Source organism: Micromonospora sp. NPDC005206 (assembly GCF_040608175.1).
Lineage (GTDB): Bacteria > Actinomycetota > Actinomycetes > Mycobacteriales > Micromonosporaceae > Micromonospora.
Genome location: NZ_JBEXHU010000023.1, coordinates 25,112 through 51,560 on the forward strand (window position 1 = coordinate 25,112; position 26,449 = coordinate 51,560).

At 71.4% G+C, this 26,449-nt stretch carries 25 protein-coding genes; 17 read left to right on the top strand and 8 right to left on the bottom strand.

From position 1 onward, the window contains the following. Positions 1-18 precede the first annotated feature (18 nt). Positions 19-465, top strand: a complete 447-nt coding sequence (locus ABZU69_RS29700) for a response regulator (RefSeq protein WP_354967617.1) — start codon at positions 19-21, stop codon at positions 463-465. Positions 466-593: 128 nt separating this feature from the next. Continuing rightward, positions 594-1,136, top strand: a complete 543-nt coding sequence (locus tag ABZU69_RS29705; RefSeq protein ID WP_354967618.1) for an ATPase — start codon at positions 594-596, stop codon at positions 1,134-1,136. A gap of 49 nt (positions 1,137-1,185) precedes the next feature. Here ABZU69_RS29705 and ABZU69_RS29710 read toward each other — a convergent pair whose 3' ends face one another. From ABZU69_RS29710 to ABZU69_RS29720, 3 genes are all read right to left on the bottom strand, one after another. Further along, entirely contained in the window at positions 1,186-2,034 is an 849-nt protein-coding gene (locus ABZU69_RS29710; protein WP_354967619.1) for a hypothetical protein, read from the bottom strand. Positions 2,035-2,332: 298 nt separating this feature from the next. Further along, positions 2,333-2,758: an OsmC family protein gene (locus ABZU69_RS29715; RefSeq protein WP_121657400.1), complete on the bottom strand. Its 426-nt coding sequence runs from the start codon at positions 2,756-2,758 to the stop codon at positions 2,333-2,335. A gap of 63 nt (positions 2,759-2,821) precedes the next feature. Beyond that, complete coding sequence (locus ABZU69_RS29720; RefSeq protein WP_354967620.1) at positions 2,822-3,772, bottom strand: serine/threonine-protein kinase; 951 nt, start codon at positions 3,770-3,772, stop codon at positions 2,822-2,824. Between the two features lie 139 nt (positions 3,773-3,911). On the opposite strand from ABZU69_RS29720, the gene ABZU69_RS29725 reads away from it, so the two are divergent. The 7 genes from ABZU69_RS29725 to ABZU69_RS29755 all read left to right on the top strand — a co-directional run bounded on the left by ABZU69_RS29725 (position 3,912) and on the right by ABZU69_RS29755 (position 11,801). Beyond that, on the top strand, positions 3,912-4,202 hold the full coding sequence (locus ABZU69_RS29725; protein WP_354967621.1) for a hypothetical protein: 291 nt from the start codon (positions 3,912-3,914) through the stop codon (positions 4,200-4,202). Positions 4,203-4,315: 113 nt separating this feature from the next. Beyond that, positions 4,316-5,062: a response regulator transcription factor gene (locus ABZU69_RS29730; protein WP_354967622.1), complete on the top strand. Its 747-nt coding sequence runs from the start codon at positions 4,316-4,318 to the stop codon at positions 5,060-5,062. 49 nt (positions 5,063-5,111) lie between these two features. After that, entirely contained in the window at positions 5,112-6,557 is a 1,446-nt protein-coding gene (locus ABZU69_RS29735; protein ID WP_354967704.1) for a HAMP domain-containing sensor histidine kinase, read from the top strand. A 154-nt stretch (positions 6,558-6,711) separates the two neighbouring features. Next, positions 6,712-6,861 carry a hypothetical protein gene (locus tag ABZU69_RS29740; RefSeq protein ID WP_007459587.1) on the top strand — a complete coding sequence of 50 codons (150 nt, stop codon included), beginning with the start codon at positions 6,712-6,714 and terminating at the stop codon, positions 6,859-6,861. Between the two features lie 17 nt (positions 6,862-6,878). Then, positions 6,879-8,309 carry a class I SAM-dependent methyltransferase gene (locus tag ABZU69_RS29745; protein ID WP_354967705.1) on the top strand — a complete coding sequence of 477 codons (1,431 nt, stop codon included), beginning with the start codon at positions 6,879-6,881 and terminating at the stop codon, positions 8,307-8,309. Between the two features lie 43 nt (positions 8,310-8,352). Next, entirely contained in the window at positions 8,353-10,353 is a 2,001-nt protein-coding gene (locus ABZU69_RS29750; RefSeq protein WP_354967706.1) for a sulfatase-like hydrolase/transferase, read from the top strand. Between the two features lie 164 nt (positions 10,354-10,517). Further along, positions 10,518-11,801: a citrate synthase gene (locus ABZU69_RS29755; RefSeq protein ID WP_354967623.1), complete on the top strand. Its 1,284-nt coding sequence runs from the start codon at positions 10,518-10,520 to the stop codon at positions 11,799-11,801. A 181-nt stretch (positions 11,802-11,982) separates the two neighbouring features. Here the strand turns inward: ABZU69_RS29755 and ABZU69_RS29760 are convergent, their stop codons facing one another. Beyond that, positions 11,983-13,386 carry a glycosyltransferase family 4 protein gene (locus ABZU69_RS29760; protein ID WP_354967624.1) on the bottom strand — a complete coding sequence of 468 codons (1,404 nt, stop codon included), beginning with the start codon at positions 13,384-13,386 and terminating at the stop codon, positions 11,983-11,985. A gap of 327 nt (positions 13,387-13,713) precedes the next feature. On the opposite strand from ABZU69_RS29760, the gene glgX reads away from it, so the two are divergent. The 3 genes from glgX to treZ are packed head-to-tail and all read left to right on the top strand — an operon-like array spanning position 13,714 to position 19,881. Continuing rightward, positions 13,714-15,831, top strand: coding sequence for a glycogen debranching protein GlgX (glgX, locus tag ABZU69_RS29765; protein WP_354967625.1), 2,118 nt, complete (start codon positions 13,714-13,716; stop codon positions 15,829-15,831). Between the two features lies 1 nt (position 15,832). Next, positions 15,833-18,157, top strand: coding sequence for a malto-oligosyltrehalose synthase (treY, locus tag ABZU69_RS29770; protein ID WP_354967626.1), 2,325 nt, complete (start codon positions 15,833-15,835; stop codon positions 18,155-18,157). Further along, the gene (gene treZ / locus ABZU69_RS29775; protein ID WP_354967627.1) at positions 18,157-19,881 is read left to right on the top strand and encodes a malto-oligosyltrehalose trehalohydrolase; all 1,725 of its coding nucleotides are present in this window, start codon (positions 18,157-18,159) and stop codon (positions 19,879-19,881) included. The genes treY and treZ overlap by 1 nt, the downstream gene beginning before the upstream one ends. A 75-nt stretch (positions 19,882-19,956) precedes the next feature. Here the strand turns inward: treZ and ABZU69_RS29780 are convergent, their stop codons facing one another. Together ABZU69_RS29780 and ABZU69_RS29785 are read right to left on the bottom strand one after the other, a co-directional pair. Further along, entirely contained in the window at positions 19,957-20,211 is a 255-nt protein-coding gene (locus ABZU69_RS29780) for a hypothetical protein (RefSeq protein WP_354967628.1), read from the bottom strand. A 106-nt stretch (positions 20,212-20,317) separates the two neighbouring features. Beyond that, positions 20,318-21,211: an aminoglycoside phosphotransferase family protein gene (locus ABZU69_RS29785; protein WP_354967629.1), complete on the bottom strand. Its 894-nt coding sequence runs from the start codon at positions 21,209-21,211 to the stop codon at positions 20,318-20,320. Positions 21,212-21,564: 353 nt separating this feature from the next. Between ABZU69_RS29785 and ABZU69_RS29790 the strand changes: the two genes are divergently transcribed. The 3 genes from ABZU69_RS29790 to ABZU69_RS29800 all read left to right on the top strand — a co-directional run bounded on the left by ABZU69_RS29790 (position 21,565) and on the right by ABZU69_RS29800 (position 24,197). After that, on the top strand, positions 21,565-22,755 hold the full coding sequence (locus tag ABZU69_RS29790; protein WP_354967707.1) for a helix-turn-helix domain-containing protein: 1,191 nt from the start codon (positions 21,565-21,567) through the stop codon (positions 22,753-22,755). Between the two features lie 130 nt (positions 22,756-22,885). Then, positions 22,886-23,056, top strand: a complete 171-nt coding sequence (locus ABZU69_RS29795) for a hypothetical protein (RefSeq protein WP_354967630.1) — start codon at positions 22,886-22,888, stop codon at positions 23,054-23,056. Then, complete coding sequence (locus ABZU69_RS29800) at positions 23,043-24,197, top strand: helix-turn-helix transcriptional regulator (RefSeq protein WP_354967631.1); 1,155 nt, start codon at positions 23,043-23,045, stop codon at positions 24,195-24,197. Before ABZU69_RS29795 ends, ABZU69_RS29800 begins: the two co-directional genes overlap by 14 nt. 72 nt (positions 24,198-24,269) lie before the next feature. On the opposite strand, the gene ABZU69_RS29805 is transcribed toward ABZU69_RS29800, so the two are convergent. Then, entirely contained in the window at positions 24,270-24,695 is a 426-nt protein-coding gene (locus tag ABZU69_RS29805; protein WP_354967632.1) for a hypothetical protein, read from the bottom strand. 63 nt (positions 24,696-24,758) lie between these two features. Beyond that, positions 24,759-25,385: a hypothetical protein gene (locus ABZU69_RS29810; protein ID WP_354967633.1), complete on the bottom strand. Its 627-nt coding sequence runs from the start codon at positions 25,383-25,385 to the stop codon at positions 24,759-24,761. Between the two features lie 138 nt (positions 25,386-25,523). Between ABZU69_RS29810 and ABZU69_RS29815 the strand changes: the two genes are divergently transcribed. Further along, the gene (locus ABZU69_RS29815; protein ID WP_354967634.1) at positions 25,524-25,907 is read left to right on the top strand and encodes a VOC family protein; all 384 of its coding nucleotides are present in this window, start codon (positions 25,524-25,526) and stop codon (positions 25,905-25,907) included. A 110-nt stretch (positions 25,908-26,017) separates the two neighbouring features. Further along, complete coding sequence (locus ABZU69_RS29820; RefSeq protein ID WP_354967635.1) at positions 26,018-26,413, top strand: VOC family protein; 396 nt, start codon at positions 26,018-26,020, stop codon at positions 26,411-26,413. Positions 26,414-26,449: the final 36 nt, after the last annotated feature.

Consider the following 26,449-nt stretch of genomic DNA (forward strand, 5'->3'; position numbering starts at 1 on the left):
GAGCCGAGGCAGGTAGTGATGGGCGCAGACAGCCCGCAGCCGGTACGCATCCTGGTGGTGGATGACGACCCGGGCGACGTGCTGATGATCGAGGAAGCGTTGGCGGACTCCGACGTGGACAAGGTCATCGACGTGGTGAGCGACGGCGAGGAGGCGATGGAGTTCCTCCGCGCCGAGGGGCGGCACCTGGAGGCCCGCCGGCCGGACGTCATCCTGCTGGACCTGAACATGCCACGGATGGACGGGCGGCAGGTGCTCGGCGCGGTGAAGCAGGACGAGGACCTGCGGACCATCCCCATCGTGGTGCTGACCACCTCGAACGCGGACACCGACATCGTGGGCAGCTACACGCTGCAGGCCAATGCGTACGTCACCAAGCCGATCGACTTGGACGACTTCAACGACGTGGTGCGCCGCATCGACGAGTTCTTCGGCCGGGTGGTCGTGCTGCCGAAGCGCGGCTGACCTCTCCGGCGCGGACCGCGCACCCCGCGCGCTCGGATGCTGAACAATTTTCCCGAACACCCTCGGCCGCTCCCGTCGCGACCGAGGATCCAGGTGGGAAGAAACAGCAGCTGCCTGGGGGCGACAGTATGAGGTTCTCCGTCGTTGAGACCGGTTACGACCAGCGGCAGGTGGATTCCTGCCTGGATGAGCTGGCGATCCGGTTGTCCCGGCTCGCGGCGCGGGCGGAGGGCGCCGCCGGGACCGCTCGGGTCTGGGACGAGATCCGCGAGGAGGCGACCTGGCTCAGCGGGCTGCTCCAGCGGCTGGATCTGGGCGACGCCGCGAGCACCCGGCGTGCTGGTGACGCGGTGCGGCGGGAGGCGGCCGAGATCCTGGCCCAGGCACGGATCGAGCTGGACGAGGCCCGCGAGGAGGCCCGGCAGGTACGCGAGCGGGCGTACGCGGAGGCCATGCAGGCCCGGCGCGACTTCGAGGCGGCGCTGGACGCCCGCCGGCGACGCGAGGCGCGGGTGGACGAGATCCTCGGCGGGGTGACCGCCGAGCAGGTACCCACCGACACCCCGACCGCGGCGGCGGGCACGGGCGTACCGGCGACGCGGGTGGCCGCTGGCGGCCGGGACGTGGGCATGGAGCCGCCGGCCGGGCGGGACGGCGCCCACAACCGCTGACGCGCACCGAGGGGGTGGATCGGTCGCCTGGCGACCGCCGTGCGCGCCCTCAGGCGGTCAGGGCCGCCGCGACGGTCGTCGCCCGCTCCTCGTGCTGGGCGTACGCGTCGGGGAAGGCGGAGATCTGCACGGCCTGGGCGGCGGCGGTGACGCTCATGTCCTGCCAGCCCGGGATCTCGTTGAGCGCCTCGTAGAAGGCCCGGGCGGCGTACGACGGGCGCATCAGCTCGGCCACCGTGCCCCAGCCGCTGCTGGGCCGCTGCTGGAACAGGCCGACCGAGTCGTGGTCGAAGCCGCTGCCCTGGTTCGGGTACTGCGCCGACTCCGGCAGCACGTCGCTGGCCAGGTTGTAGAGGTTGCTCTCCTGCATGGCGGTGGCCAGCGCCACCACCAGCGCGCGGCGCGGCATCTTCATCTCCAGCCCGACGTCAACGATGATCTTGGCGTTGTCCATCTGGGCCTGGTCGAGTCCGGCGACCGGTCGGGGTCGGCGCGGCTTGACCGGCTTCTTGACCGCCTTGCGCGCGGCGGTGCGGGTGGGGGTGGGCTTCGGGGTCGGGCTGGGGATGATCCGCGCGGGGGCGGCCTCGCGGTCCAGCGATCGGGAGGCGCGCTCGTCGGCGATGGCGGCGCGGTCGGCAACCGCCTCGGCCAGCGACTCCACCGGGCGGGTGTTGTCCTCGCCGCCTCGGGCGGTGGTGACCGCGACCAGGCTCAGGCAGCAGGTGACACCGGTGGCCAGGGCCACCCGGAGCGGGGTCGAGCCCAGCAGGGCGCGGCGGGGTGGCTCGGAGGCCCGGTGACGGCCGATCGTCCGTTCGGTTGATGCGGCGTCGCTCGAAAGGGTCGTCGGGCGCGCGTCGGTCAGCTTCTGCTCGGAGGGGTCGTCGCGATGCACTCGCCGAGGCTAAAGAACTGCTTTCCCGATTCCACCGGCCCGTACGGTGGCATGCGCCACAATTTGTCCCGATCTTGGGGACAATAAGGGGCAACAACCCCGCAAAGACGATCAACCTCGCCGTTCGGGCTAGCCGGGTATTCCCGATTCGCCGGTCAAAGCCGGTCGCCGTCGACGTCATCAGCATCCGTTTCGGCGGCTCTTCACGACTCACTCCTACGGCCGATGCCCGGTCCACCGAACACCCGAGACCCCGGCATGGCCGTTCGGTGGACGCACGACCCAGGTGGCGACCGGATCAGTGCCGGCCGTTCTCCGCCGGGGTGACGGTCAACCGGTGCCGGCTGTTGTCGCCGCTGGAGAACGGCCAGAGCCGGTCGGCGTACTCGACCAGGTCGGCCAGTTGCTGCCGGCTCAGACCGGCGGAGGAGATCGAGGCGTGCACGTCGGCCCGGTACCGGCCGTCGTCGTCGCGCCCCAGCTTCGCCTCAGCCCGCACCTGAACGGTGTGCGCCTCGTCGGTGATCTCCCCGGCAGCCTCCACCGCCGCGTGGTGCAGGCAGGACGCGAAGGCGGCGGCCAACAACTGCTCCGGCCGCAACCCGGTGCAGTGCGCCGCCAGCGGCGAGGCCAGCGCGGAGGAGAGTCCGCCATCGTCGGTGCGTACGTGACCGCCCTCGGCGGTCGCGGTGGCCTCATGCAGCCAGGAACTCGGATCCGGCATCGCGTTCCTCCCGTCGCTCACCGGCCCGAGTTCCCGACCCTTGCGCGGCGAAACGCCGAGCGGTCAGCGCCCGCCGGACCGGTCCGGCCCGTCGGCCACCCGCACCGCCTCGGTGGCCTCCATCGCGGCCTGCTCGGTCCACGGCGACGTCGCAGCCGATCGGCGTGCCGTGGGCGCCAGCATCGGCACGTACACCCGGGCGTCCACCGCCTCGGCCAGCAGCAGCGCGGCGACCAGGCTGGTCGGACGCCGCGCCGGGTCCTCGGCCAGGCAGGAGCGGCACAGCTCGGCCACCTCCGGCGGGAGCCCGTCGATCTCGGGCAGCGGTTCCGCCGGCCGCCGGCGGCGTGCGCCCAGCAGCTCGACGGTGCTGTCCGCCGCGTACGGCAGCCGGCCGGTGAGGCAGTAGTAGAGCAGCACGCCGAGGGCGTACATGTCGGCCGCCGGGGTGGCCGGCGCGCCGTCGAACTGCTCGGGCGCCAGGTACGCCGGAGTGCCGACGATGATCCCTTCCGGCGTCGGGTCCGACGCCCCGGCCGGGCTGGCGATGCCGAAGTCGAGCACCTTCACCCCCGAGGGGGTGAGCATGATGTTGGCCGGCTTGACGTCGCGGTGCACGATGCCGTTCGCGTGCGCGGCGGCCAGCGCCGCGCCGACCTCCGCGCAGACCCGGACCGAGATCCGCCAGTCCAGCGGACCGGCCCGCAGGTGCGCGGCGAGTGTCTCCCCCTCGGCCAGCTCCATCACGATGTACGGCACCTGGCGACCGGGCAGCGCGGAGGAGGAGGTGCCGAAATCGTGCACGCTCGCCACGTTCGGGTGCACCAGGCGGGCCGCGGAGCGGGCCTCGGCCTGGATGCGCTCCACCGGGCCGTGCTGGCCGTCCGCGCCGGGCGAGATCAGCTTCACCGCGACCGGCCGGTCCAGCACCCGGTCGTGGGCTCGCCACACCTCGGACATGCCGCCGACGCCGATGCGCTGTTCGAGCCGGTATCGCCTGTCCAGCGTGCGCATCGACCGCTCCTCGCCTCGTCCCGCCGGCGGCGGTTGCTTCGTTCGCGGTACCCGGGCTCCGAGCTGGGCAAACCGTCGGCCAAATCGCGAGGCGCCGGGCCCGCCCACCCGCTGCGATGCGGGCGGTGGGTGCGGTAGCTTGCGAGCCAGGGCCGGTGTCACCGAACGTGCCGGCACGGTCACCCGAGGGGACGCCGCGATGGGCGAGGTCACCGTACGCTTCGTCGGCGGGCCTGCTGACGGCCTGGTGCGGGAGGTGCCGGCCGGGCCGGACGGCGCCCCGCCGCAGCGTTGGATCATGCGGCACCCGGACGGCACCGGGCCGGTGCAGGCCGGCCCCGACCACCTCTACGAGCGCGACCGGCCCGACGGCCTGGGCGGTTGGAGCATGCGGTTCGTACGCACCGACCCGTTCGGGGTGTCCGAGTGACCCCGGGGCGGAGCTGACCGGCGGTGACACCGACGCGCCGCCGACCCGTCCGCACAGCCGGCACACAGGTGCCGCAGAGGCGTGCCACAGCTGGCGCGCCCACGATGGGGGACATGGTCATGGACGGGCAGACCGCGCCCAGCCGGATCGAGCTGCGCCGCCCCGACGGCGAGCCGGTCCGGGTGCTGGTGGTCGACGACGAGCCGACGCTGACCGACCTGCTGTCGATGGCGCTGCGCTACGAGGGCTGGCAGGTGCGCAGCGCCGGCAACGGCACGGCGGCGTTGAGCACCGCGCGGCAGTTCCAGCCGGACGCCGTGGTGCTCGACGTGATGCTGCCCGACCTGGACGGCTTCCAGGTGCTGCGCCGGTTGCGCGAGCAGTCGCCCACCGTGCCGGTGCTCTTCCTGACCGCCCGGGACGCGGTCGAGGAGCGCATCGCCGGGCTGACCGTCGGCGGCGACGACTACGTCACCAAGCCGTTCAGCCTGGAGGAGGTGATCGCCCGGCTACGCGCCCTGCTGCGCCGCTCCGGCTTCGCGATCGCCACCCGGGAGGACGCGGTGCTGACCGTCGGCGATCTCAGCCTCGACGAGGACAGCCACGAGGTCCGGCGGGACGGCCAGCTCATCACCCTGACCGCGACCGAGTTCGAGCTGCTGCGCTTCCTGATGCGCAACCCGCGCCGGGTGCTCAGCAAGGCGCAGATCCTCGACCGGGTGTGGAACTACGACTTCGGCGGCCAGGCCAACGTCGTCGAGCTGTACATCTCGTACCTGCGCAAAAAGATCGACGCCGGCCGGGCACCGATGATCCATACGTTGCGCGGCGCGGGCTATGTCCTCAAGCCGGCCGAGTGACCCGGGCGACCGACCGGGCCGCCGGCCGGTGCGCGCCGCCCGCCGGTGGCTGGCCGGCCGGTCGTTGCGTACCCGGTTGGTGCTCGCCCTGGTCGCGCTGCTCGCGCTGGTCAGCGTCGCCATCGGCGGGCTCACCACGGTGGCGCTGCGGCACTTCCTGATCGACCGGCTCGACGCCCAACTGGCCCCCTCCACGGTGATGCGGGGCGCGGGTCGGCCGGCCTTCCCGGGCAGCGGGCCGGCCATCCCGCCCGGACTACCGGCCGGCACCGTGGTAGCCGACATCACCGGTGACCGGGTTACGGCCGCGTCCACGCTGACCCACAGCCCGTCCAGCGCGGACCCCTTCCCCGACGAGAAACCCGTTCCGGCCGACGAGGTCGCCGCCCTGGCCGCCCTGCCGGTCGGCGCCGAGCCGCGCACGGTCGACCTCGGCGACCGCGGCGAGTACCGCGCCGTCGCCCGGCAGTTCCGCGACGGCCGGGTGCGGGTCGTCGCGCTGCCGCTGGCCGGCGTGCGGGAGACCGTCTGGTGGATGATCGCCGCGCAGGCCGGCGTGGCCACCGTCGGGCTGCTCATCGCCGGCACTGCCGGCGCGCTGATCGTCCGGGCCACGCTGCGACCGCTGAACCGGGTGGCCGCCACCGCCACCCGGGTCACCGAGCTGCCGTTGGACCGCGGCGAGGTGGCGCTCGCCGTCCGGGTGCCGGCGGGGGACACCGACCCGCGTACCGAGGTCGGCCAGGTCGGCGCCGCGCTGAACCGGATGCTCGGCCACGTCGCCGACGCGCTCGCCGCCCGGCAGGCCAGCGAGACACGGGTACGCCAGTTCGTCGCCGACGCCAGCCACGAGCTGCGCACCCCCCTCGCCGCGATCCGCGGGTACGCCGAGGTGGCCCGGCGCGGCCGTGGCGAGGTCCCCGCCGACGTGGCGCACGCCCTGCGCCGGGTGGAGTCGGAGAGCACCCGGATGACCAGCCTCGTCGACGACCTGCTGCTGCTGGCCCGGCTGGACACCGGCCGCCCGCTCGCGGTCGACCAGGTCGACCTGTCCGCCCTCGTGGTGGACGCGGTCAGCGACGCGCACGTGGCCGGCCCGGAACACCGTTGGCAGCTCGACCTGCCCGAGGTGGTGATCCGGGTCCCCGGCGACGCCGCCCGGCTGCACCAGGTGGCGGCGAACCTGCTGGCCAACGCCCGGGTGCACACCCCGCCCGGCACGGTGGTGACGACCACGCTGGCCGTCGACGGGGACGCGGCCGTGCTCACCGTCGCTGACGACGGGCCGGGGGTGCCGGCGGAGCTGCAACCGGAGCTGTTCGAGCGGTTCGCCCGCGGCGACAGCTCCCGGTCCCGGGCGCACGGCAGCACCGGCCTCGGCCTCGCGATCGTGGCGGCGGTGGTGGAGGCGCACCACGGCGCGGTCGCGGTGCACAGCCGGCCGGGCCGGACCGTGTTCACCGTGCGGCTGCCGAATCCCACAGCTGACGCATAGTCCCCAGCTCCGTCCCGGTGCAGTGAGCCAATCTGTCCGCTACGGCGTGGACGATCGGCGTACGGTGAGGAACAAGTCCGGCTTTCTGGGTCAAAAGCCTCACCGCTGTACGCCCGGGACGCCGGTGTCGAGACGGCGAGTGAAGGAGCGATCGGTGATCCATCTGGCCTACCTGGACGCGGGATCCGGCAGCCTGATCGTGCAGGCGGTCGTGGGCGGGGTGGCCGGGGCCGCGGTCGCTGCCAAGCTCTACTGGCGACGCCTGGTCGACCGGTTCCGCCGACAGCCCACCGACCAGCGGTGAGTCGGCACGTCCCGGCGATGGCGTTCTCACCCGCGGCGGCCCGGCCCGAGCCGGCCTCCTTCCGCGATCCGGCCAACCGGGTCTTCCATGTCGGCGACGAGGTGCTGCGCGGGCTGGACGCGCAGGCAGCCGAGCACTGGCGGGCGCTGCGAGCCACCGCCTTCTTTCCGGCGCTGGTTGCCGCGGGCAAGGTCTGCGCTACCGAGGACGCGCCACCGGCGCTGGTGCCCGCGTCCGCCGGGAAGCCGTGGGCGGCGGTGCTGCGCCACGAACGCATCCCGTTCGTCTCCCACCCGTACGAGTGGTCCTTCAGCATGCTGCGCGACGCCGCGCTGCTGCACCTGGAGATCCTGCGCGGCGCGCTCACCGACGGGTTCACCACCAAGGACGGCTCGGCCTACAACCTCCAGTGGCGTGGCGCCGAGGCGGTCTTCATCGACATCGGCTCCTTCGAGCCGGTACGCGACGGCGAGCCGTGGGCCGGCTACCGGCAGTTCTGCCAGACCGTGCTCTACCCGTTGCTGCTCACCGCCCACCTGGGGGTGGACTTCCAGTCCTGGCTGCGCGCCCGGGTCGACGGCATCGAGGCCGAGCAGCTCCGCCCGCTCTTCGGCGGGGCCCGCCGGCTGCGCCCCGGCGTCCTGACCCACGTGCACCTGCACGGCGCGATGCAGCAGCGCAACGCCGCCGCCAGCACCACCGACGTACGGGCCCAGCTGCGGGCCGCCGGTTTCTCCCGGGAACTGCTGCTGGCCACCGTGCGTGGCATGGAGAAACTCGTCCGCAAGCTGGACCGTCGCCCGGCGGGCAGCCACTGGTCGGACTACCAGCGCACCTGCGGCTACTCCGCTCAGGACCGGGCGGCCAAGGAGCGGTTCGTGTCCGCCGCGCTGACTGCCGGCGCCCGGCCGCGCCTGGTACTCGACCTGGGCGCCAACGACGGCCGGTACGCCCGGCTGGCAGCCGAGCACGCCGACTACGTGGTCGCCGTCGAGCAGGACCCGGCCGTGGTCGACGAGCTGTACCGGGCGCTGCGGGCCGAGGGGCACCGCCGGATCCTGCCGCTGGTGGTGGATCTGGCCGACCCGTCGCCCGGTGGCGGCTGGCGGGGCGTCGAGCGCGCCGGCTTCGCCGAGCGGGCGTCGGCGGACGCGGTGCTCGCCCTGGCCGTGGTGCACCACCTGGCGATCGGGCGCAACGTGCCGCTGCCGGAGGTGATCGACTGGCTCGCGGGGCTGACGGCGCCGGGCGGTGCGGTGGTGGTGGAGTTCGTGCATCCGGAGGACCCGATGGCCCGCCGGCTGCTCGCCAACAAGCCCGAGGGCCTCTTTCCGGACTACCGGCGTGACACCTTCGAGCGCCTGCTCGCGGCCCGGGGCCAGATCACCGATCGTCTCGAGCTGCCTTCGGGCACCCGCACGCTCTACCGGGCGGTGATGGGTGGCTGAACCAGCGTCGGCATCCCCGCCGGGCCCGCCGGCCGAGAAGCCGGTGACCGGGCGGTGGGACCGGGGCTGGCGCGGTGAACTGTGCCGCCTGCTGGAGGTGGTGGCGCTGGTCGGGCTGGTGGTCACCCAGCCGCTGCTGGACGTGCTCGGCCGCAGTCCCGACTTCTTCCTCTTCCACCGAGCCGACCCGGGGCAGATTCTGCTGCTGGTCGCCCTGGTGGCGGTGGTGCCCACCGTGCCGGTGGCGCTGCTCGGTGCGCTGAGCCGCCTCGCCGGCCGAACGACCCGCGCGCTCACCCACACCGGCCTCGTCGGGCTGCTGCTGGCCGCCCTGGCCGTGCAGGTGGGCCGGCACGTGACGCCGCTTCGGGGCGTACCCCTGCTGCTCGTCGCCGGCCTGGCCGGCGCGGCCGGCGCGGCCGCGCATCGGCGCTGGCGGGCGCCGAGCCGGGTGCTGCGGCTGGCCGCAGTCGGGCCGGTGGCCTTCGTGGCGCTCTTCCTGCTCGGCTCACCCACCTCCGTGGTGGTGCTGCCCCGCGGCGACGGCGGCGCGGCCGGCACCGCGCAGGGTACGGGCGGCCACCCGCCGGTGGTCATGCTGATCCTCGACGAACTGCCGCTGGTGAGTCTGCTCGGCGCCGACGGGCGGATCGACGCGGCCCGGTACCCGCACTTCGCCGAGCTGGCCGGCGGCTCGACCTGGTACCGCAACGCCACCGGGGTCAGCGGCTGGACCCCCAACGCGCTGCCGGCGATGCTCACCGGCCGCTACCCGGCGCGGTCGGTCGCACCGCACTACTCGCAGTACCCGGACAACATCTTCACCGCCTTCGGCGGCCTGTACGACATCCGCGCCGAGGAGAGCATCACCCGGCTCTGCCCGCCCAGCCGCTGCGAGCAGCCGGTCGCGCCGGAACAGGGGCTCGGCGTGCTGGTGCGGGAGACCGGCAAGCTGCTCGGCCAGGTCGCCGGGCCGACCGAGGCCCGGGTCGACCCGGAGGACTCGTACCGGGAGCAGACCCGCGCCGAGGCCGGCCTGGACGCCGCCGAGCCGGTGCCGGCCGACCCGAAGTTCCGCTGGGACAGCCTGGACGACAACCAGCCGGCCCGGTTCACCAGCTTCCTGGCCGGGCTGAAACCGGCACCCCGACCTGCCCTGCACTTCCTGCACCTGCTGATGCCGCACTCGCCGTGGGCGTTCCTGCCGTCCGGGGCGCGCTACGACGCCCCCGAGGACCTGCCCAACGACGGCGCCGGCTGGGTCGACCTGGCCCGACAGCGGCACCTCGCCCAACTGGGCTACACCGACCGGCTGATCGGCGAGACGCTGCGCACGCTGCGCGCCAGCGGCCTCTACGACCAGGCCCTCGTCGTGGTCACCGCCGATCACGGGGTGAGCTTCCGCCCGGGCGCCCAGGGCCGGGGGATGGACGCCATCAAGGCGGCCGCCGGCGAGGTGGCGTGGGTGCCGATGTTCCTCAAGGAGCCCGGGCAGCGGGCCGGCCGCGTGGACGACCGCAACTGGGAACACGTCGACCTGCTGCCGACCGTGGCCGACGAGGCGGCCATCCGGCTGCCCTGGCGGGTCGACGGCCGTTCCGCCCGGCAGGCCCCGCGCACCGACGGCACGAAGCACTTCTACGACCGCCCCGGCGAACCGGTCACCTTCCCCGGCGGGGTGCCCGCCCCACCGCCGCTGCCACCGCCGCATCCCCTGGTGGGCACCGATGTCCGCGCCGGCCCGACGGGGGGCAGCGCCAGGGTGGCCGACCTGGCCGCGTTCCGGGCGATGGATCCGGACACCGGCACCCTGCCGGCGCTGGTCTGGGGCGACGTGCCGGACCGGATACCGGACGGCACGCTGCTGGCGGTGGCGGTGAACGGCCGGATCGGGGCGGTGGTCCCGGTGGTGCCGGCGGATCCCGGCGGACGCCGATTCGCCGCGCTGCTCACCGACGACCAACTGTTCCGGGCCGGCACCAACCAGCTCGACGTCTACCAGGTGGCGGCGGACGGTACGCTCCGACGCCTCGCGCTGTCCTGAGCTGGGCTCGCTGTGGTTTCGCGCGGGGTTTCCCGGCGGTCCGGTCGGGAATCGGGTGACGCATACCTCACCGCAGAACCACGGCGGGCGGTGTCGACCGAGCCGCAATTACGGTAGAAGCGAAGGCAATTCAACGTAGATCTGCCGGCGAAGCGAGGAACCACATGACGGAAGTCAAGCTCGATCACCCCGGTGGGCAGCTGTCGATGCCGGTGCATCCTGCGGTCGAGGGCCCCGCCGGTATCGGGGTGAGCAAGCTGCTGAAGGAAACCGGGATGACCACGTACGATCCCGGTTTCGTGAACACCGCGGCTGCCTCATCCGCGATCACCTACATCGACGGCGACGCGGGGATCCTGCGTTACCGGGGATACCCGATCGAGCAGCTGGCCGAGAAGTCCTCCTTCCTGGAGGTCTCGTACCTGCTCATCTACGGTGAGCTGCCGACCGAGCAGCAGCTGACCGAGTTCACCGAGTGGATCCGGCGGCACTCGCTGCTGCACGAGGAGATGCGCCGCTTCTTCGACGGTTTCCCCCGGGACGCCCACCCGATGGCCGTGCTCTCGTCGGCGGTCAGCGCCCTGTCCACCTTCTACCAGGACAGCCTGGACCCGTTCGACTCCGAGCACGTGGAGATCTCGACGGTCCGGCTAATGGCGAAGGTGCCGACCATCGCCTCGTACGCCTACAAGAAGTCCATCGGGCAGCCGCTGCTGTACCCGGACAACTCGCTGGGGTACGTGGACAACCTGCTGCGGATGACGTTCGGCGTGCCGGCGGAGCCGTACGAGGTCGACCCGGTGATGTCGAAGGTGCTGGACATGCTCTTCGTCCTGCACGCCGACCACGAGCAGAACTGCTCCACCTCGACCGTCCGGCTGGTCGGCTCCAGCAACGCCAACCTGTTCGCCTCGGTGTCCGCCGGTGTCAACGCGCTGTTCGGTCCGCTGCACGGTGGCGCCAACCAGGCGGTGCTGGAGATGCTCCAGCAGATCCACGCCGGCGACGACGACGTCCGCTCCTTTGTCCGCAAGGTCAAGAACAAGGAGGACGGCGTCAAGCTGATGGGCTTCGGCCACCGGGTCTACAAGAACTACGACCCGCGGGCGGCGATCGTCAAGAAGGCGGCGCAGGACGTGCTGGGCCGGATGGCCAAGCCGGACCCGCTGCTGGACATCGCCATGGAGCTGGAGGAGATCGCGCTCGCCGACGACTTCTTCGTCTCCCGCCGGCTCTACCCGAACGTGGACTTCTACACCGGCCTGATCTACAAGGCCATGGGCTTCCCCACGAAGATGTTCACGGTGCTGTTCGCGCTCGGCCGGCTCCCCGGCTGGATCGCCCAGTGGCGCGAGATGATCAACGACCCGGAGACCAAGATCGGCCGCCCGCGGCAGGTCTACGTCGGCTCGGCCGAGCGGGACTACGTCCCCTTCGCCAACCGCTGACGTGCAAGGAAGGGCACCTTATTAACGCCTCGTGTAGAGGAAGGGCCCCTTCTTGACACTCCGACAGGACAAGGGCCGCCGACTCATGGTCGGCGGCCCTTGTCGTGCGATCAGTAGCGCGCTTGTTAATAGGGGGCCCTTCCTCTACCGCAGGCGTTAATAAGGTGCCCTTCCTTGCACCTCAGCGGAGGCCGGCGGCGGCCAGCAGGTTGCCGTGGGGGAGCGCGGGGAGGGCGCGGCCCTGGGACATGCGCTGTTCGGCGCGCTGGGCGGTGAACGCGGCGTCGGTCGCGATGGCCGCGGCGTAGCTGGCGGCGGTGCGTTGGGCGATCGCGGACCAGCCGTACTGGTCGTGCACCATCTGCCGGGCGCGGCGGGCCAGCGCGCGGGCGCGGTCCCGGTCCGACAGCAGCGCGTGCACGGCGTCGGTCAGCCCGTCCGGGTCGTGCGGTGCGAAGGTCATCCCGGTCACCCCCGGCTCGACGATCTCCGCGAGACCACCGGTGGCGGCCACCGCGAGTGGGGCTCCGGCCGCGGCGCCCTCCAGGGCCACCATCCCGAACGGCTCGTAGATGCTCGGCACCGCGAAGCAGTCGGAGGCGGCCATCAACGCCGGCAGGTCGGTGCCGCCCAGGAAGCCCGGCATGGCGACCATGCCGCCCAGGCCGCGGCGGTGCACCTCGGCTTCCAGCTCCGCGCGGTACGGGCCGTCGCCGGCGATCACCACGCGCAGTCCGGGGTGCCGCTCGCGCAGCCGTGGCAACCCGGCGATCAGGTGCTGCACGCCCTTCTCGTAGACCAGCCGGCCGGCGAAGGTGACCAGCGGGCCGTCCCCGGCGAACCGGGCCCGAGCGGCGCTCACCGCGGCCGACGGCACTTGCCAGCGGTGCGGCTCCACGCCGTTGGCCACCACGTCGACCCGGCCGTTCGGCACGCCGAACAGCGTGGTCACCTCGTCGCGCATGTACCCCGAGCAGACGATCACCCGGGCGGACTCGTTGCTGAGCCAGTGCTCGACGCCGTGGATGGTGCGGTTCATCTCCTCGGGCAGCCAGCCCTGGTGCCGGCCGGCCTCGGTGGCGTGGATGGTGGTGACCAGGGGCAGGTCCAGGTGCTCGGCGAGGGTGATCGCGGTGTGGGCGACGAGCCAGTCGTGGGCGTGGATGACGTCGTAGGTGCCGGCTTCGGTGGCGCGTAGGGCGGTGCGGGTGAGGGTGTGGTTGAAGGCCATGGTCCAGGCGAGGAGGGATTCGGTGGCCAGGGGGAAGGTGACGGGGTCTTCGGGGGCGCGCAGGATGCGGACGCCGTCGGCGTATTCCTCCAGGGGTGCGCCGTCGGTGTGGCGGGTGACGACGGTGACGTCGTGGCCGGCGGTGGCGAGGGCGACGGAGAGGGCGTGGACGTGTCGGCCGAGGCCGCCGACGAGCACCGGCGGGTACTCCCAGGAGAGCATCAGGATGCGGCGGGTCTGCGGGGGGACCCCCGGGCCGGGCTGCGCCGGGACCTGGGGCCGGGAGGTCAGGGTGGGCCGGTGGGCCCGGTCCTTGGTGGCAGCGAGCTGCTCGTCGACCCGCAGGGTCGTCACATCAATCTCCGTCCATGCATGGTGGTACGCGCCGGCGTCGGTGGCGGCGAAGCGGGAGGTGGCGGGGTGGCCGAAGGCCGAGTGGGGTACGCGCGGGAGCGTCCCCGAACAAGCAAAGGGCATCGAGCGCCGTCGCGCATCCTCAGAAGGGACAAGGTGACGGAAGACACCTGAAGGCCTGGCGCGCATCAGACAGGTGCATTCCGGGCGTCCCCTGAAAGGATGGATTGGCGCCGCGGGGCGGGGGGCAATACCGACGTGCGCGCTGGGCCCACGCCGGTGCGCTCGTGGCGCGGTGCGCACATGACCAAGGTCTGAAGGAGCGACATGCAGGTCTGGCCGGGCGAGCGGTACCCCCTGGGCGCCACCTACGACGGGATGGGCACCAACTTCGCCATCTTCTCGGAGCTGGCCGAGCGGGTGGAGCTGTGCCTCTTCGACGAGTGGGACACCGGCGCCGAGCGGCGGGTCGAGCTGCGCGAGGTGGACGCCTACGTCTGGCACGCGTACCTGCCGGGGATCGAGCCGGGGCAGCGCTACGGCTACCGGGTCCACGGGCCGTACGACCCGGCGAACGGGCTGCGCTGCAACCCGCACAAGCTGCTGCTCGACCCGTACGCCAAGGCGATCGACGGCGACGTGACGTGGGACCCGGCGGTCTACGACTACGACATGGCCGAGCCGGAGCGGATGAACGAGACCGACTCGGCGCCGTTCATGCCCAAGTCGGTGGTGGTCAACCCGTACTTCGACTGGGGCAACGACAAGCCACCGCGCACCCCGTACCACCACTCGGTGATCTACGAGGCACACGTACGGGGGCTGACCATGCGCCACCCGGACATCCCCGAGGAGCTGCGCGGCACGTACGCCGGCATCGCCTCCCCGCCGATGATCGAGCACCTGACCCGGCTCGGTGTGACCGCCATCGAGCTGATGCCCGTGCACCAGTTCATCCACGACCACCGGCTGGTCGACCTGGGGCTGCGCAACTACTGGGGCTACAACACCATCGCCTTCTTCGCCCCGCACCACGGCTACTCCGCGCTGGGCCGCCTGGGGCAGCAGGTGCAGGAGTTCCGGGGCATGGTCAAGGCGCTGCACGCGGCCGGCATCGAGGTCATCCTCGACGTGGTCTACAACCACACCGCCGAGGGCAACCACCTCGGGCCGACGCTGAGCTTCAAGGGCGTGGACGCCCCCAGCTACTACCGGCTCAGCGAGGAGGACCGCCGCTACTTCGTCGACTACACGGGCACCGGCAACAGCCTCAACGTGCGCAGCCCCCACTCACTTCAGCTGATCATGGATTCGCTGCGTTACTGGGTGCAGGAGATGCACGTCGACGGCTTCCGCTTCGACCTGGCCGCCACCCTGGCCCGCGAGTTCTACGAGGTGGACCGGCTCTCCACCTTCTTCGAGGTGGTCCAGCAGGACCCGGTGGTCAGCCAGGTCAAGCTGATCGCCGAGCCGTGGGACGTCGGCCCCGGCGGCTACCAGGTGGGCAACTTCCCGCCGGTGTGGACCGAGTGGAACGGCAAGTACCGCGACACCGTGCGGGACTTCTGGCGTGGTGAGCCGGCCACCCTGGCCGAGTTCGCGTCCCGGATCTCCGGCTCCGCCGACCTCTACCAGGACGACGGCCGCCGCCCCTTCCACAGCATCAACTTCGTCACCGTCCACGACGGGTTCACGCTCAACGACCTGGTGTCGTACAACGACAAGCACAACGAGGCCAACGGCGAGGACAACCGGGACGGCGAGAGCCACAACCGGTCCTGGAACTGCGGGGTCGAGGGCGACACCGACGACGAGGCGGTGCTCGCCCTGCGGGCCAAACAGCGGCGCAACTTCCTGGCCACGCTGATGCTCTCCCAGGGTGTGCCGATGATCGGCCACGGCGACGAGCTGGGCCGCACCCAGCACGGCAACAACAACGCCTACTGCCAGGACAGCGAGCTGGCCTGGGTCGACTGGGACAACACCGACTCCCAGCTGCTGGAGTTCGTCCGGACGCTGACCGCGTTCCGGGCCCGGCACCAGGTGTTCCGCCGCCGCCGGTTCTTCACCGGCCTGCCGGTCGGCGGGCGCGAGGTCGACGAGCCGCTGCCGGACCTGGCCTGGTACACCCCGGACGGGCGGGAGATGACCGGCGACGACTGGGGCAACGACTTCGGCCGCTCGGTGGCGCTCTTCGTCAACGGCGAGGGCATCCGCGAGCGCGGCCAGTACGGCCAGCGCCACCACGACGCCTCGTTCCTGCTGTGCTTCAACGCCCACGACGCGCCGCTTGACTTCACCCTGCCCGGCAGCGAGTACGGCCAGAAGTGGGAACGGGTGATCAGCACCGCCGAACCCGAACCAGACGACGTCACGGTGATCAGCGCGGGTGGCACCGTCCGGGTGCCGGACCGTTCTCTGGTGGTGTTGGAAAGGATGATCTGAGATGGCGGTGCCCCCTCACACCGACAAACCCAACGACGTCCGCACCACCTACCGCGTGCAGGTCCGCCCCGGCTTCGACCTGGACGCCACCGCCGAGATCGTCGACTACCTGGCCGATCTCGGCGTCAGCCACCTCTACAGCGCGCCGCTGCTGACCGCCACCCCCGGCTCGGCGCACGGCTACGACGTGGTCGACCACCGCGCGGTCAACCCGGAGCTGGGCGGTGAAGCCGCTCGGCAGCGGCTCCTGCGCGCGCTGCGCGACGCCAAGCTCGGCCTGGTCGTCGACATCGTGCCCAACCACGCCGGGGTGGCCGTGCCGCCAGCCAACCCCGCCTGGTGGGACGTGCTGCGCCGGGGGCGCGCCTCGACGTACGCCGACTGGTTCGACATCGACTGGGACCGGGGCCGGCTGCTGCTGCCGGTGCTGGCCGACGCGCCGGACGCCCTGGACGACCTCAAGGTGGTCGACGGGGAGCTGCGCTACCACGAGCACCGGTTCCCCATCGCCGACAGCACCGGCGACGGCAGCGCCCGCGAGGTGCACGAACGGCAGCACTACGAGCTGGCCTCCTGGCGGCGCGGTGACGCCGAGCTGACGTACCGCCGGTTCTTCGCCGTTTCGGACCTGGCGGGGCTGCGGGTGGAGGACCCGGCGGTGTTCGCCGCCACCCACGAGCTGATCCTGCGCTGGGCCGCCGCCGGGGAGGTCGACGGCATCCGGGTCGACCACCCGGACGGCCTGCGCGACCCCGGCGGCTACCTGGCCCGGCTGCGGGAGGCCGCGCCGGAGGCCTGGCTCGTGGTGGAGAAGATCCTGGAGTACGGCGAGGAACTGCCGGACTGGCCGGTGGACGGCACCACCGGCTACGACGCTCTCGCCGCGGTCGGCGGGCTCTTCGTCGACACCGACGCCGAGGGTGACTTCACCGTGCTGGACACCCGGCTGACCGGGCAGCACACCTCGTGGGAGGACCTGACCCACGCCACCAAGCTGGCCGCCGCCACCCGATTGCTCGCCGCCGAGCTGACCCGGCTGGCCGCCCTCGCCCCCGAGGTGCCAACCGAGCAGGCCCGCGCGGCGCTCGCCGAGCTGGCCGCCGCGTTCGCCGTGTATCGGGGCTACCCGCCGCACGGCGACCAGCACCTCGCCGCCGCCCGCTCCGAGGCGGGCCGGCGCCGCCCGGATCTGACCACAGCCCTGGACGGGGTCACCCGCCGGCTGCGCGACCCCGACGACGAGCTGGCCCAGCGTTTCCCCCAGTTCACCGGCGCGGTGATGGCCAAGGGCGTGGAGGACACCGCCTACTACCGCTGGACCCGGTTCGTGGCGCTCAACGAGGTCGGCGACAGCCCCGCCCACTTCGGGGTACCGCCGGCGGAGTTCCACCGCTTCGCCGCCGCCCGGCAGGTCCGTTGGCCGGCGAGCATGACCACCGTCTCCACCCACGACACCAAACGCGGCGAGGACGTCCGCGCCCGCCTGGCCGTGCTCAGCGAGCTGCCGGGCCAATGGGCCGAGCAGGTCAAGAGCTGGATGGAGTACGCACCGCTGCCCGACCCGGCCTTCGCCCACCTGCTCTGGCAGACCGCCGTCGGCGCCTGGCCGATCGAACGGGAGCGGCTGCACACGTACGTCGAGAAGGCCGCGCGGGAGGCGTCGACCTCGACCAGTTGGGCGGACCCCGACCCGGTCTTCGAGCAGGCGCTGCACGCCGTGGTCGATTTGATGTACGACGACCCGAGCCTGCACGACGAGCTGACCGAGCTCGCGACGGCGATCACCCCGGCCGGCTGGTCCAACTCACTGGGCCAGAAGCTGGTGCAGCTCGCCATGCCCGGTGTTCCGGACACGTACCAGGGCACCGAGCTGTGGGACAACTCCCTCGTCGACCCCGACAACCGCCGCCCGGTCGACTTCTCCGTACGCCGGGAGCTGCTGGCGCGTCTGGACGGCGGCTGGCGTCCGCCGGTGGACGACAGCGGCGCCGCGAAGCTGCTGGTGGTCTCGCGGGCCCTGCGGCTGCGCCGGGCGCACCCGGAGCTGTTCACCGGCTACCGGTCGGTGCCGGCGCACGGGCCGGAGGGGCGGTTCGCGGTGGCCTTCGACCGGGGCGGCGCGATCGGGGTGGCCACCCGCCTGCCGCTGGGCCTGGCCCGTGTCGGTGGCTGGTGTGACACAGTCCTGTCGCTTCCCGTTAACGAGGTGAAGGACCTGTTCACCGGCCGGGTCTACAGTGGCGGAGAGACCTCCGTGGCCGACCTGCTGGCCGACTATCCCGTCGCACTGCTGGCTCCTCCCACCGCTTCCGTGGAGGCTGCGTGATGACCGAATTCACCGTGTGGGCGCCGGACGCCACCCGGGTCCGGCTGCGCCTGCCGGGCGACGCGGACCACGAGATGCGCGCCGCCGCCGACGGCTGGTGGCGGGTCGAGGTGCCCGACGCCGGGCTCGACTACTCCTTTCTGCTGAACGACGACGAAACCCCACTGCCCGACCCCCGGTCGCCGTGGCAACCTGCGGGTGTGCACGGGCCCAGCCGACGCTACGACCACGCCGCCTTCGAGTGGACCGACGACGCGTGGACGGGCCGGCAACTGCCCGGCAGCATCCTCTACGAGCTGCACATCGGCACCTTCACCCCCGAGGGCACCTTCGACGCGGCCATCGACCGCCTCGACCACCTCGTCTCACTCGGTGTCGACCTGATCGAACTGCTCCCGGTCAACGCCTTCAACGGCGAACACAACTGGGGGTACGACGGCGTCTGCTGGTACGCCCCACACCAGCCCTACGGCGGCCCGGACGGCCTGAAACGCCTCGTCGACGCTGCTCACGCCAAGGGGCTGGGGGTGATCCTCGACGTCGTCTACAACCATTTCGGGCCCTCCGGGGCCTACGCGCCGCGGTTCGGACCGTACCTCGCCGAGCAGAGCAACAGTTGGGGCCGCTCGGTCAACCTGGACGGCCCGCACTCCGACGAGGTACGCCGCTACATCATCGACAGCGTGCTCATGTGGCTACGCGACTACCACGTCGACGGGCTGCGCCTGGACGCCGTGCACGCCCTGCCCGACACCCGAGCGGTGCCGCTGCTCGAAGAGCTGGCCATCGAGGTCGAGTCCTTGTCGACGCACCTGGGCCGCCCGCTGTCACTGATTGCCGAATCCGACCTCAACGACCCACGGCTCATCACCCCTCGGGAGGCGGGCGGCTTTGGGCTGCACGCCCAGTGGAACGACGACGCGCACCACGCGCTGCACACGTTGCTGACGGGGGAGCGGCAGGGCTACTACGGGGACTTCGGCTCCCTGGAGACGCTGACGGACGTGCTCACGGGTGGGTTCTTCCACGCCGGCACCTGGTCCAGCTTCCGTAACCGCCACCATGGGCGGCCTCTGGACTCGCGCGTCCCTGGTCATCGGCTGGTTGCCTATTTGCAGAACCATGACCAGATCGGCAACCGGGCTACCGGTGATCGGATCTCGGCTTCGCTGTCGCCTTCGCTGCTGCGGGTCGGCGCTGTCTTGCTGCTGACCGCGCCCTTTACGCCGATGCTGTTCATGGGGGAGGAGTGGGCGGCGTCTACGCCGTGGCAGTTCTTCACGTCGCATCCAGAGCCGGAGTTGGCGTCTGCTGTGGTGGACGGGCGGCGGCGGGAGTTCGCGGCGCACGGGTGGCCGGAGGGGGACGTGCCGGATCCGCAGGATCCGGAGACGTTCGTGCGGTCGCGGTTGGACTGGGCGGAGCTGGACAAGCCTGAGCATCGGGAGATGTTCTCGTTCTACCAGCGGCTTATCGCGCTGCGTCGGTCTCTTCCGGACCTGTCGGATCCTCGGCTGCACGCGGTATCCGTTCAGCACGGGGATCAGTTCCTGCTGATGCGGCGGGGGGAGACGCTGGTGGTGGCGAACCTGGCTGGGCGGGGGCAAGGGGTGAGCCTGCCGGAGGTGGCGCGGCGGGTGCTGCTGGCCACGGGGGAGGGGGTCACGGTGATGCGGGACCGAATCCAGTTGCCGGCGGAGACGGCGGCGATCGTGGCGTTGTGACGTTGATGTCGAATCGCTTGAAGGAGGACGCACGCATATCGCGGCAGTTGCGGATATCGCGGCGCTTCTTTCGACCTACGCCCAGGAGCGCACATGGCCAGCGGCGACCCGGCCTGACCGCTCGACCGTGGCGAAAACCCCGAAGGCCAGTTCATGGTACTCAGCGAGGGTCTTGAGCAGATCGTTCCGCTCGCCCGCCCGATCCTGTGCCATGTCGATCATCACGCACCGAGTGAGCGGCCGGGCCGGCCGCAGGACGACTTCCGGGCCAACCTGCAGCCGGCGCCCCGGCCAGCCCTCCTCCGGGAAGCCGCTGCCGGGAATGTCCACGGCGGCGATCCAACGCAATCAGCGCGACGGTGACAGTCGACCAGCAAGCCAAGCGCACGAACGGCGGCAGATCCGGATGCCCGTGCGGGTCCCAGCGGACGTTTTGTCAGGCTAGTGTCTCGAACCACTGCCCCGTGAGTTCGCGCGCTCTGCGGCGGACGTGGGTGATCCCCGACGGGCTGTTGAACGCGGCGAAGGGCGGCCACAGGAAGACGAGGATGGCGAGCTCTTCCGCCAGCAGCGCACGCTGCAGCGTGTGGCGCTCGGACGGCCGATGATCCAGGTAGGCGTCGATCAGAGCCCGGGGGACGGTCACGCCGGCGGGTGTGACACGGACGCTGAGGAAGGCCAGGTCGGATACAGCCCGACCGATGCCGGCCGCCTGCCAGTCACAGAACACCAGTGAGCCGGCAGAGTGCACGATGTTGTCTGTGTGGCAGTCGCCGTGGATGAAGACCGGCGGTAGTGCCCCAATGTGATCTTCAAGTTCGACGCGCCGGGAGACGAGGTCGGCAAGCTGCGGAAGCACGGGGGCCCAGAAGGCGTGGATCTCTTCCAGGTCCGGGTCGGCCAGGGCCTCGCGCAGCGCATCGGGGCGGTTCCAGCCCCCGCCCTTTGGTAGCGGCATGCTGTGTAGGGTGGCCAGCTCCCGACCCAGGCTTGCCCACATGCCTGCAGTCCATGACGTGGGCTCCTTGGGCTCGCCTGCCGCCTCAAGTAGCACGGCTACACCGTCCTCGGCATCCACGCAATCGAGAAGCCTCGGTGTGCGCACCGAGGCGACTGGCGCGACGTCCTGGTAGAAGAAGAGTTCCCGCCGAGCTGCTGCCAGTGCCTGCGGCCCCAGCAGGGCGGGAGTGACCTTAAGGTATGCGGTCTGCCCGTCGGTCGTGCGCACGGCACGGACCCCAGCGCCAGACCGGGACTCGAGCCGCGCCGCAGACACCTGGCCGACTACCCCGAACTCATTGAGCACCATCGTCATGAAATCGCTCGACATCAGAGCGGTTACACCTCGAACTCCCTCACCCGCGCTCCTGAGCGCCCACGGCAATGGCTTCGCCCTCCACGTCGTACGCTTCGGCGTTTCGTTTGACCTTACCGACGCACGCTCATCGACAGATCCGGAAGCCGTGCAAGCGCCACATCGAGGCCCTCAGTCCGGCTCGTCCAGGTCACAGGCGACCGTAGCCAGCTCCGACGCTGCGGTTTGCCAAGTGCGACTGCGCGGGGCGACGCTTCTCGGGCACTCAGCGTCATCGCTTGGACGCTCTGTCGGTGTACCGTCCAACCGTGCGGGGATAGTTGGGCGTGGCCGCTATCCCGGTCCTCTACCTGGGAGTGGGCGAAGGTATGGTGACGAAGCCGGACACCATCGGTGCCAGGATCCGGTACTGGCGGATGCGCCGTGGCGGCATGACTCAGGCCGTCCTCGCTGGGCTCGCTGGTGTCACCCAGTCCTACGTGTCGCAGGTTGAGTCGGGCCGGAAGACCATCGACCGCCGCTCCACTCTGGTCGCTCTCGCTGCCGCACTCCAGGTCACCGTGGCCGACCTGCTTGGCCAAGGCACGGAGTCCGGCGATCCGGCCCGCGAGACCGCCGCCGAGTGCGTACCGGCGATCTGGTCGGCCCTGATCGAAATCGAGGACGGTGAACGCCGCCCGTCGACCTACACCGAGGACCGTCTGGCCGCCGAGATCGCCCGCAGCGACCAACTCCGGACCTCCTGCAACTACCCGGCAATGGCTCGCCTGCTCCCCGGTCTGCTGCTCGAAGCCGCCGCGGTGGGTGGGGCCGCGCTCGCCCAGGTCGCATACCAAGCCTCCGCTTGCCTCCGGCACCTCGGATACCGACACCTGGCGCTCAATGCCGCTCGGCTCGCCGCACTGGTCGCCGAGGACACCGACGACCCGGCCTGGATCGGCGCCTCCCGGTTCGCCTACGCGCAGAGCCTGCCGATCGAGTCGGCCGCGCTTGCCGCCCGTGCTGCCGATCGCTCGCTCCGCGAGCTTCAGGCCGACGCGGCTGACGAGCGGGTGCGACAGATGCTCGGACAGCTCCACCTTTCTGCCGCGCTGACCTCGTCGGTAAGTGGTCGTCCGGATGTCGCTCGCGATCATCTTGCCGAGGCGGCACGTGAGGCGGTGACCCTCGGCGACCCGTCAGACGGGGCCGGGTTCAACGGCTGCGGTTTCGGTCCGACCAATGTCGGGCTCTGGGAGATGTCTATCGCTGCGGAGCAGGGCGAGTCCGGCCGAGTGATCGAACTATCCCGGAAGGTCCGGCCGCAGGTCCTCGCGGCGTCCATCCGCCAGCAGTCCTACTGGCTTGATCTCGGGAGAGCTCTCGCGGACGGCGGTCGCCGGGACACCGAGGCGCTTGCCGCGTTTGTGCAGGCTGAGCGGGCCGCACCGATCCCGTTCGCCATCAACACTCTCGCCCGCGATGCCGTCGTGACGCTGGCACAGCGTGCCAAGCGCCGCGCCATTCCCGACGACCTGCGGCTGCTCGCTGGGCGTATCGGCGTCAACCTGGTTGCATAACTGGCAGTAATTTCGGCATCACTGATCGGCCCTAGTGTCCGCTTTGGGACGTCGCTGCGTCCCGTTGGCCTGGTACGCGGGTGGTCGGTCCCCGAGCATCACCGCTGGGCCTCGACCTGAGGAGGCGGGGATGAGCGGTCAGGACGACAGCGCTCCGGAGAACAAGGGCAAACAGTCGGAGGCGGCCGAGCGGGAGGCCGCCAAGCAACGCCTCCTGGCCCAGGCCGAGGCGGATCGCGTACCGGTGGAGGACACGACCCGCGCGGTCCCGGACCGGCGGTGGCGGCGTGACCAGCGATGACCTACCGATCGGCCGGCGTGTGGCGTGTTGGCGGGTGCGGCGGCAGATGACGCAGCAGATGCTGGCCGACCGGCTCCGCAGGTCGAAGAGCTGGGTGGACAAGGTCGAGCGGGGCGTCCGCACCCTGGACCGGTACTCGGTGATCCAGGAACTGGCCCACGTGCTGCGGGTCGAGCCAGAGGTGCTGCTCGGCCAGCCGCGGAGCACGCCGGCCGGCACGCCGGACGGGGTGGACGACATCCGGGCCGCTCTCGCCCGCTACGACACTCCACAAGCCCCAGCCCAGACAACGGATGAGCTGAGAAGGCACGTCGGGTACGCCTGGATGACCTACCAGCACGCGCACTACGCGCAGTTGGTGCGGGTGCTGCCGGGTCTGCTCGACGCCGCCCAGGGCGCGCAGGCGGCGGAGCTGCTGGTGCAGGCGTACCGGATCACCTCATCCGTGCTGGTGAAGCTCGGCGAGGCCGACCTCGGGTGGCTGGCCGCCGACCGGGCGATGGCCGTGGCGGGCGACGATCGGGTCCTCGCCGCGACGGCGGCCGTGTCGGTCGGGCAGGCGCTGCGCGCGTCGGGCCGGGACCGCCTGGCCCTCACCGCGACCCTCACCGCCGCGAACCGCATCCCACCGACGCCGCAGCGGCCGGCGGGGGAGTGGGCTGTGGGTGGGACTCTGCTGCTCCAGGCCGCTCTGGCCGCCGCCGGCTGCGGCGACAGCCGCCGCGCCGAGGAGCTGACCGACCGGGCCGCCGGGATCGCTGCCCAGCTTCGGGGGTACGACGACACGCACCGCACCAGCTTCGGGCCGATCGTTGTCGACCTGGCGCGGGTGATGGTGGCCGTGGAGCGGGGTGACGCTGCCGAGGCGGTGCGGCGGCACGTGACGGTGATCCGACGGGAGGCGTGGCGGCGGTTGCCGGCCGAGTATCGGGGCGCGTATCTGGTGGACGCCGCGCGGGCGTACCTCCAGATCGGTGACCTGCGCGGCGCCGCACGCGCCCTCGTGGACGCGGACAGCGTTGCGCCGGCCGAGGTCCGGTGTCGGCCTCTGGCGCGTACCGTGATCGCCGAAGTCGCCCGGGGTTGCCCGGCGCCGGCCGGCGTGGCGCGCCTGGCGACGCTCGTCGGCCTGACCCGCTGACCATTCGCACACGGGCCCGGCCCGCTCGGCGACTCCACGTATAGCGTGTTTGAGACGCGAGGTGATGTCGCACTACCGTTGGCGTCTGGGTCTCTGGCCACGGCCAACGCGACGCTGAGATCGGGTGGGGCTGGTCAGGTGATGCGCTGACGGGTCGAGGTCGGCCTGGGTCAGCACCGGGCGCCCGAGGCGCGTCGACAGCCATCTGCGCTGGTAGCCGCTCAGGCCGTTGATGAAGACGACCGCGTCGACGTTTCTGCTCGAACAGGTCGTGGCGATCTCGTCCAGCTTTCCCGGGCCGATGAGGAACCGACGCGACAATGGCGCGGTCATCAGTCGTACCCCACCGTCGGAGACGCCCCTGCGCTGGACGAACCGGTCCAGCACCTGGCCTCCCAGTGCCGTTACCTGCGCCTCCAGCGCGTCGAGGCGATCCTGGTAATCGCGGTCCTTCGCCGAGAACAGGCCCACGAGGACCACCGAGCGGATGACGGTCACCCGGACAGCATCCCAGGGCAGCTGTTCGACACCACGGAATATTCGGTTGGCGCGGCAGCGGGTCTAGGCGTGCAGGAGGTTGAGGAAGTCCGCGGCGTTCGGGAACGGCCTGTCCTTGGCGAACTCACCGATGTAGACGACGGCCTCCTCGTCCTGGGCGTATGAGTAGCCGTCCAGGGCCACGCCGATCACGAGGATGTTGCCGTCACGTCGCCAGGCCGCGTACCGCCGCGAGTACCGACCGATGGAGAGGTGCCGGCCTTCGGTCCGGACGTCGCACTCCGGTGGGCCGAGCTGTTCGGCGAACCGGTCGATGGCAGCGTCGACGTGCGCCTTGAACTCCTCGCGGCCGGCCGGCTGGCTCGACCAGCCGGGCAGCGAGCCCCAGAAGTCGTCCGGCCACAACTCGCCGCCGACGTCGTAGGAATGGGCGAACGGCAGGTAGAGGCAGAAGTCGCCGTAGACGGCGTGACCGGCCGCGGTGACGAAGCGAGCTTCGTCGGTCGGTACCTCGTCGTCAGACCACCCGAGACCGCGCATCGCCCTGTCGGTAAGGTCCCGATCGTTCCACGGTAGGTCTGCCAACCCGACGATCTGACCGGCCAACCCCGGGTCGATGGGGCACCCGGCGACGTAGCTCTCGATGACCGTCTCGTCCTCGCCGCTCTCCGGCTGGTGATCTTCCGACACGGCCCAGGATTCTCGTGGCGTCGGCGCGGTCCGCGCAAGCGCGGGCCGGGGGTTGGTCTTCGGCTGGAGAGCAGACCGCCGCCTGACCTGGCGCGCTCTCGGCACCACGAGGTCGTGATCATAGGGCAGGCTACGGGCATGAGGTCACGAACCAGCGGCATGTGGTGGGGAACGACGATCGAGGCGCCGGACCCCAGCGGTCTGGCCAGGTTCTACGCCGAGCTTCTCGGGTGGCATATCGGACACGAGGAGCCTGGAACAGCGATCGTCGCCGCCTCCCCGCAAGGACCCTTCTTCGTGTTCCAGCAGGCGGATGGCTACCGGACGCCGGTCTGGCCTCCGATCGACGGGGAACAGCGCCCCATGATGCACTTCGACTTCCAGGTCGGCGACCTGGACTCGGCCGTCGCCGAGGCGGTCGCCCTGGGAGCCACCGTGGCGGAGATCCAGCCGCAGCAGAACGTCCGGGTGATGTTCGACCCCGCCGGGCACCCCTTCTGCCTGTGTCTTGACCAAGCATGAGGGGCTGACTTCAGACAACGGGAGCGGTGATCATTTCGCGGCCAGGACGATCTTGGATCTGTCGGGCGGGCGGCATACTCTGAGCGCCGTCCGCGCTGTGAGGGAGAGTCGTGACAAGCAGGTTCACCGAGTTGGCCGTTGACTGCCACGATCCGGAGAGGCTCGCGGCCTTCTGGTGCGAGGTCCTGGACTTCCAGGTGATCGACCGGGGCGAGGGCAAGGTCGAGATCGGCTCCTGGGTGCCGACCGTCGAGGATGTCCGGGCCCGCCAGATGGCGCCCACCCTGGTGTTCATCCAGGTGCCCGAGGGTAAAACCGTGAAGAACAGGCTGCACCTTGACGTCAGTCCGATCGACGGCAGCACCGACGACGAGGTGACCAGATTGCTCAGCCTCGGCGCCACCAGGACGGATGTGGGCCAGGGCGCGGGCCGGAACTGGGTGGTCATGGCAGACCCCGAGGGCAACGAGTTCTGCGTCCTGCGCACCTTGGCACCGCAGAACTAGGCCGCGCGCGGGCCGCGGACGAGCGCGGCAGAAGCG

What these genes read in the sequence shown, in the direction of transcription:
- ABZU69_RS29720 (WP_354967620.1), bottom strand. Translation starts at nt 3,772, where the DNA reads ATGCGCACGCTGGACAGGCGATACCGGCTCGAACAGCGCATCGGCGTC.
- ABZU69_RS29745 (WP_354967705.1), top strand. Translation starts at nt 6,879, where the DNA reads ATGGCGTTCTCACCCGCGGCGGCCCGGCCCGAGCCGGCCTCCTTCCGC.
- ABZU69_RS29705 (WP_354967618.1), top strand. Translation starts at nt 594, where the DNA reads ATGAGGTTCTCCGTCGTTGAGACCGGTTACGACCAGCGGCAGGTGGAT.
- ABZU69_RS29715 (WP_121657400.1), bottom strand. Translation starts at nt 2,758, where the DNA reads ATGCCGGATCCGAGTTCCTGGCTGCATGAGGCCACCGCGACCGCCGAG.
- ABZU69_RS29730 (WP_354967622.1), top strand. Translation starts at nt 4,316, where the DNA reads ATGGTCATGGACGGGCAGACCGCGCCCAGCCGGATCGAGCTGCGCCGC.
- ABZU69_RS29815 (WP_354967634.1), top strand. Translation starts at nt 25,524, where the DNA reads ATGAGGTCACGAACCAGCGGCATGTGGTGGGGAACGACGATCGAGGCG.
- ABZU69_RS29755 (WP_354967623.1), top strand. Translation starts at nt 10,518, where the DNA reads ATGACGGAAGTCAAGCTCGATCACCCCGGTGGGCAGCTGTCGATGCCG.
- ABZU69_RS29785 (WP_354967629.1), bottom strand. Translation starts at nt 21,211, where the DNA reads ATGTCGAGCGATTTCATGACGATGGTGCTCAATGAGTTCGGGGTAGTC.
- treZ (WP_354967627.1), top strand. Translation starts at nt 18,157, where the DNA reads ATGACCGAATTCACCGTGTGGGCGCCGGACGCCACCCGGGTCCGGCTG.
- ABZU69_RS29700 (WP_354967617.1), top strand. Translation starts at nt 19, where the DNA reads ATGGGCGCAGACAGCCCGCAGCCGGTACGCATCCTGGTGGTGGATGAC.
- glgX (WP_354967625.1), top strand. Translation starts at nt 13,714, where the DNA reads ATGCAGGTCTGGCCGGGCGAGCGGTACCCCCTGGGCGCCACCTACGAC.
- ABZU69_RS29795 (WP_354967630.1), top strand. Translation starts at nt 22,886, where the DNA reads ATGAGCGGTCAGGACGACAGCGCTCCGGAGAACAAGGGCAAACAGTCG.
- ABZU69_RS29790 (WP_354967707.1), top strand. Translation starts at nt 21,565, where the DNA reads ATGGTGACGAAGCCGGACACCATCGGTGCCAGGATCCGGTACTGGCGG.
- treY (WP_354967626.1), top strand. Translation starts at nt 15,833, where the DNA reads ATGGCGGTGCCCCCTCACACCGACAAACCCAACGACGTCCGCACCACC.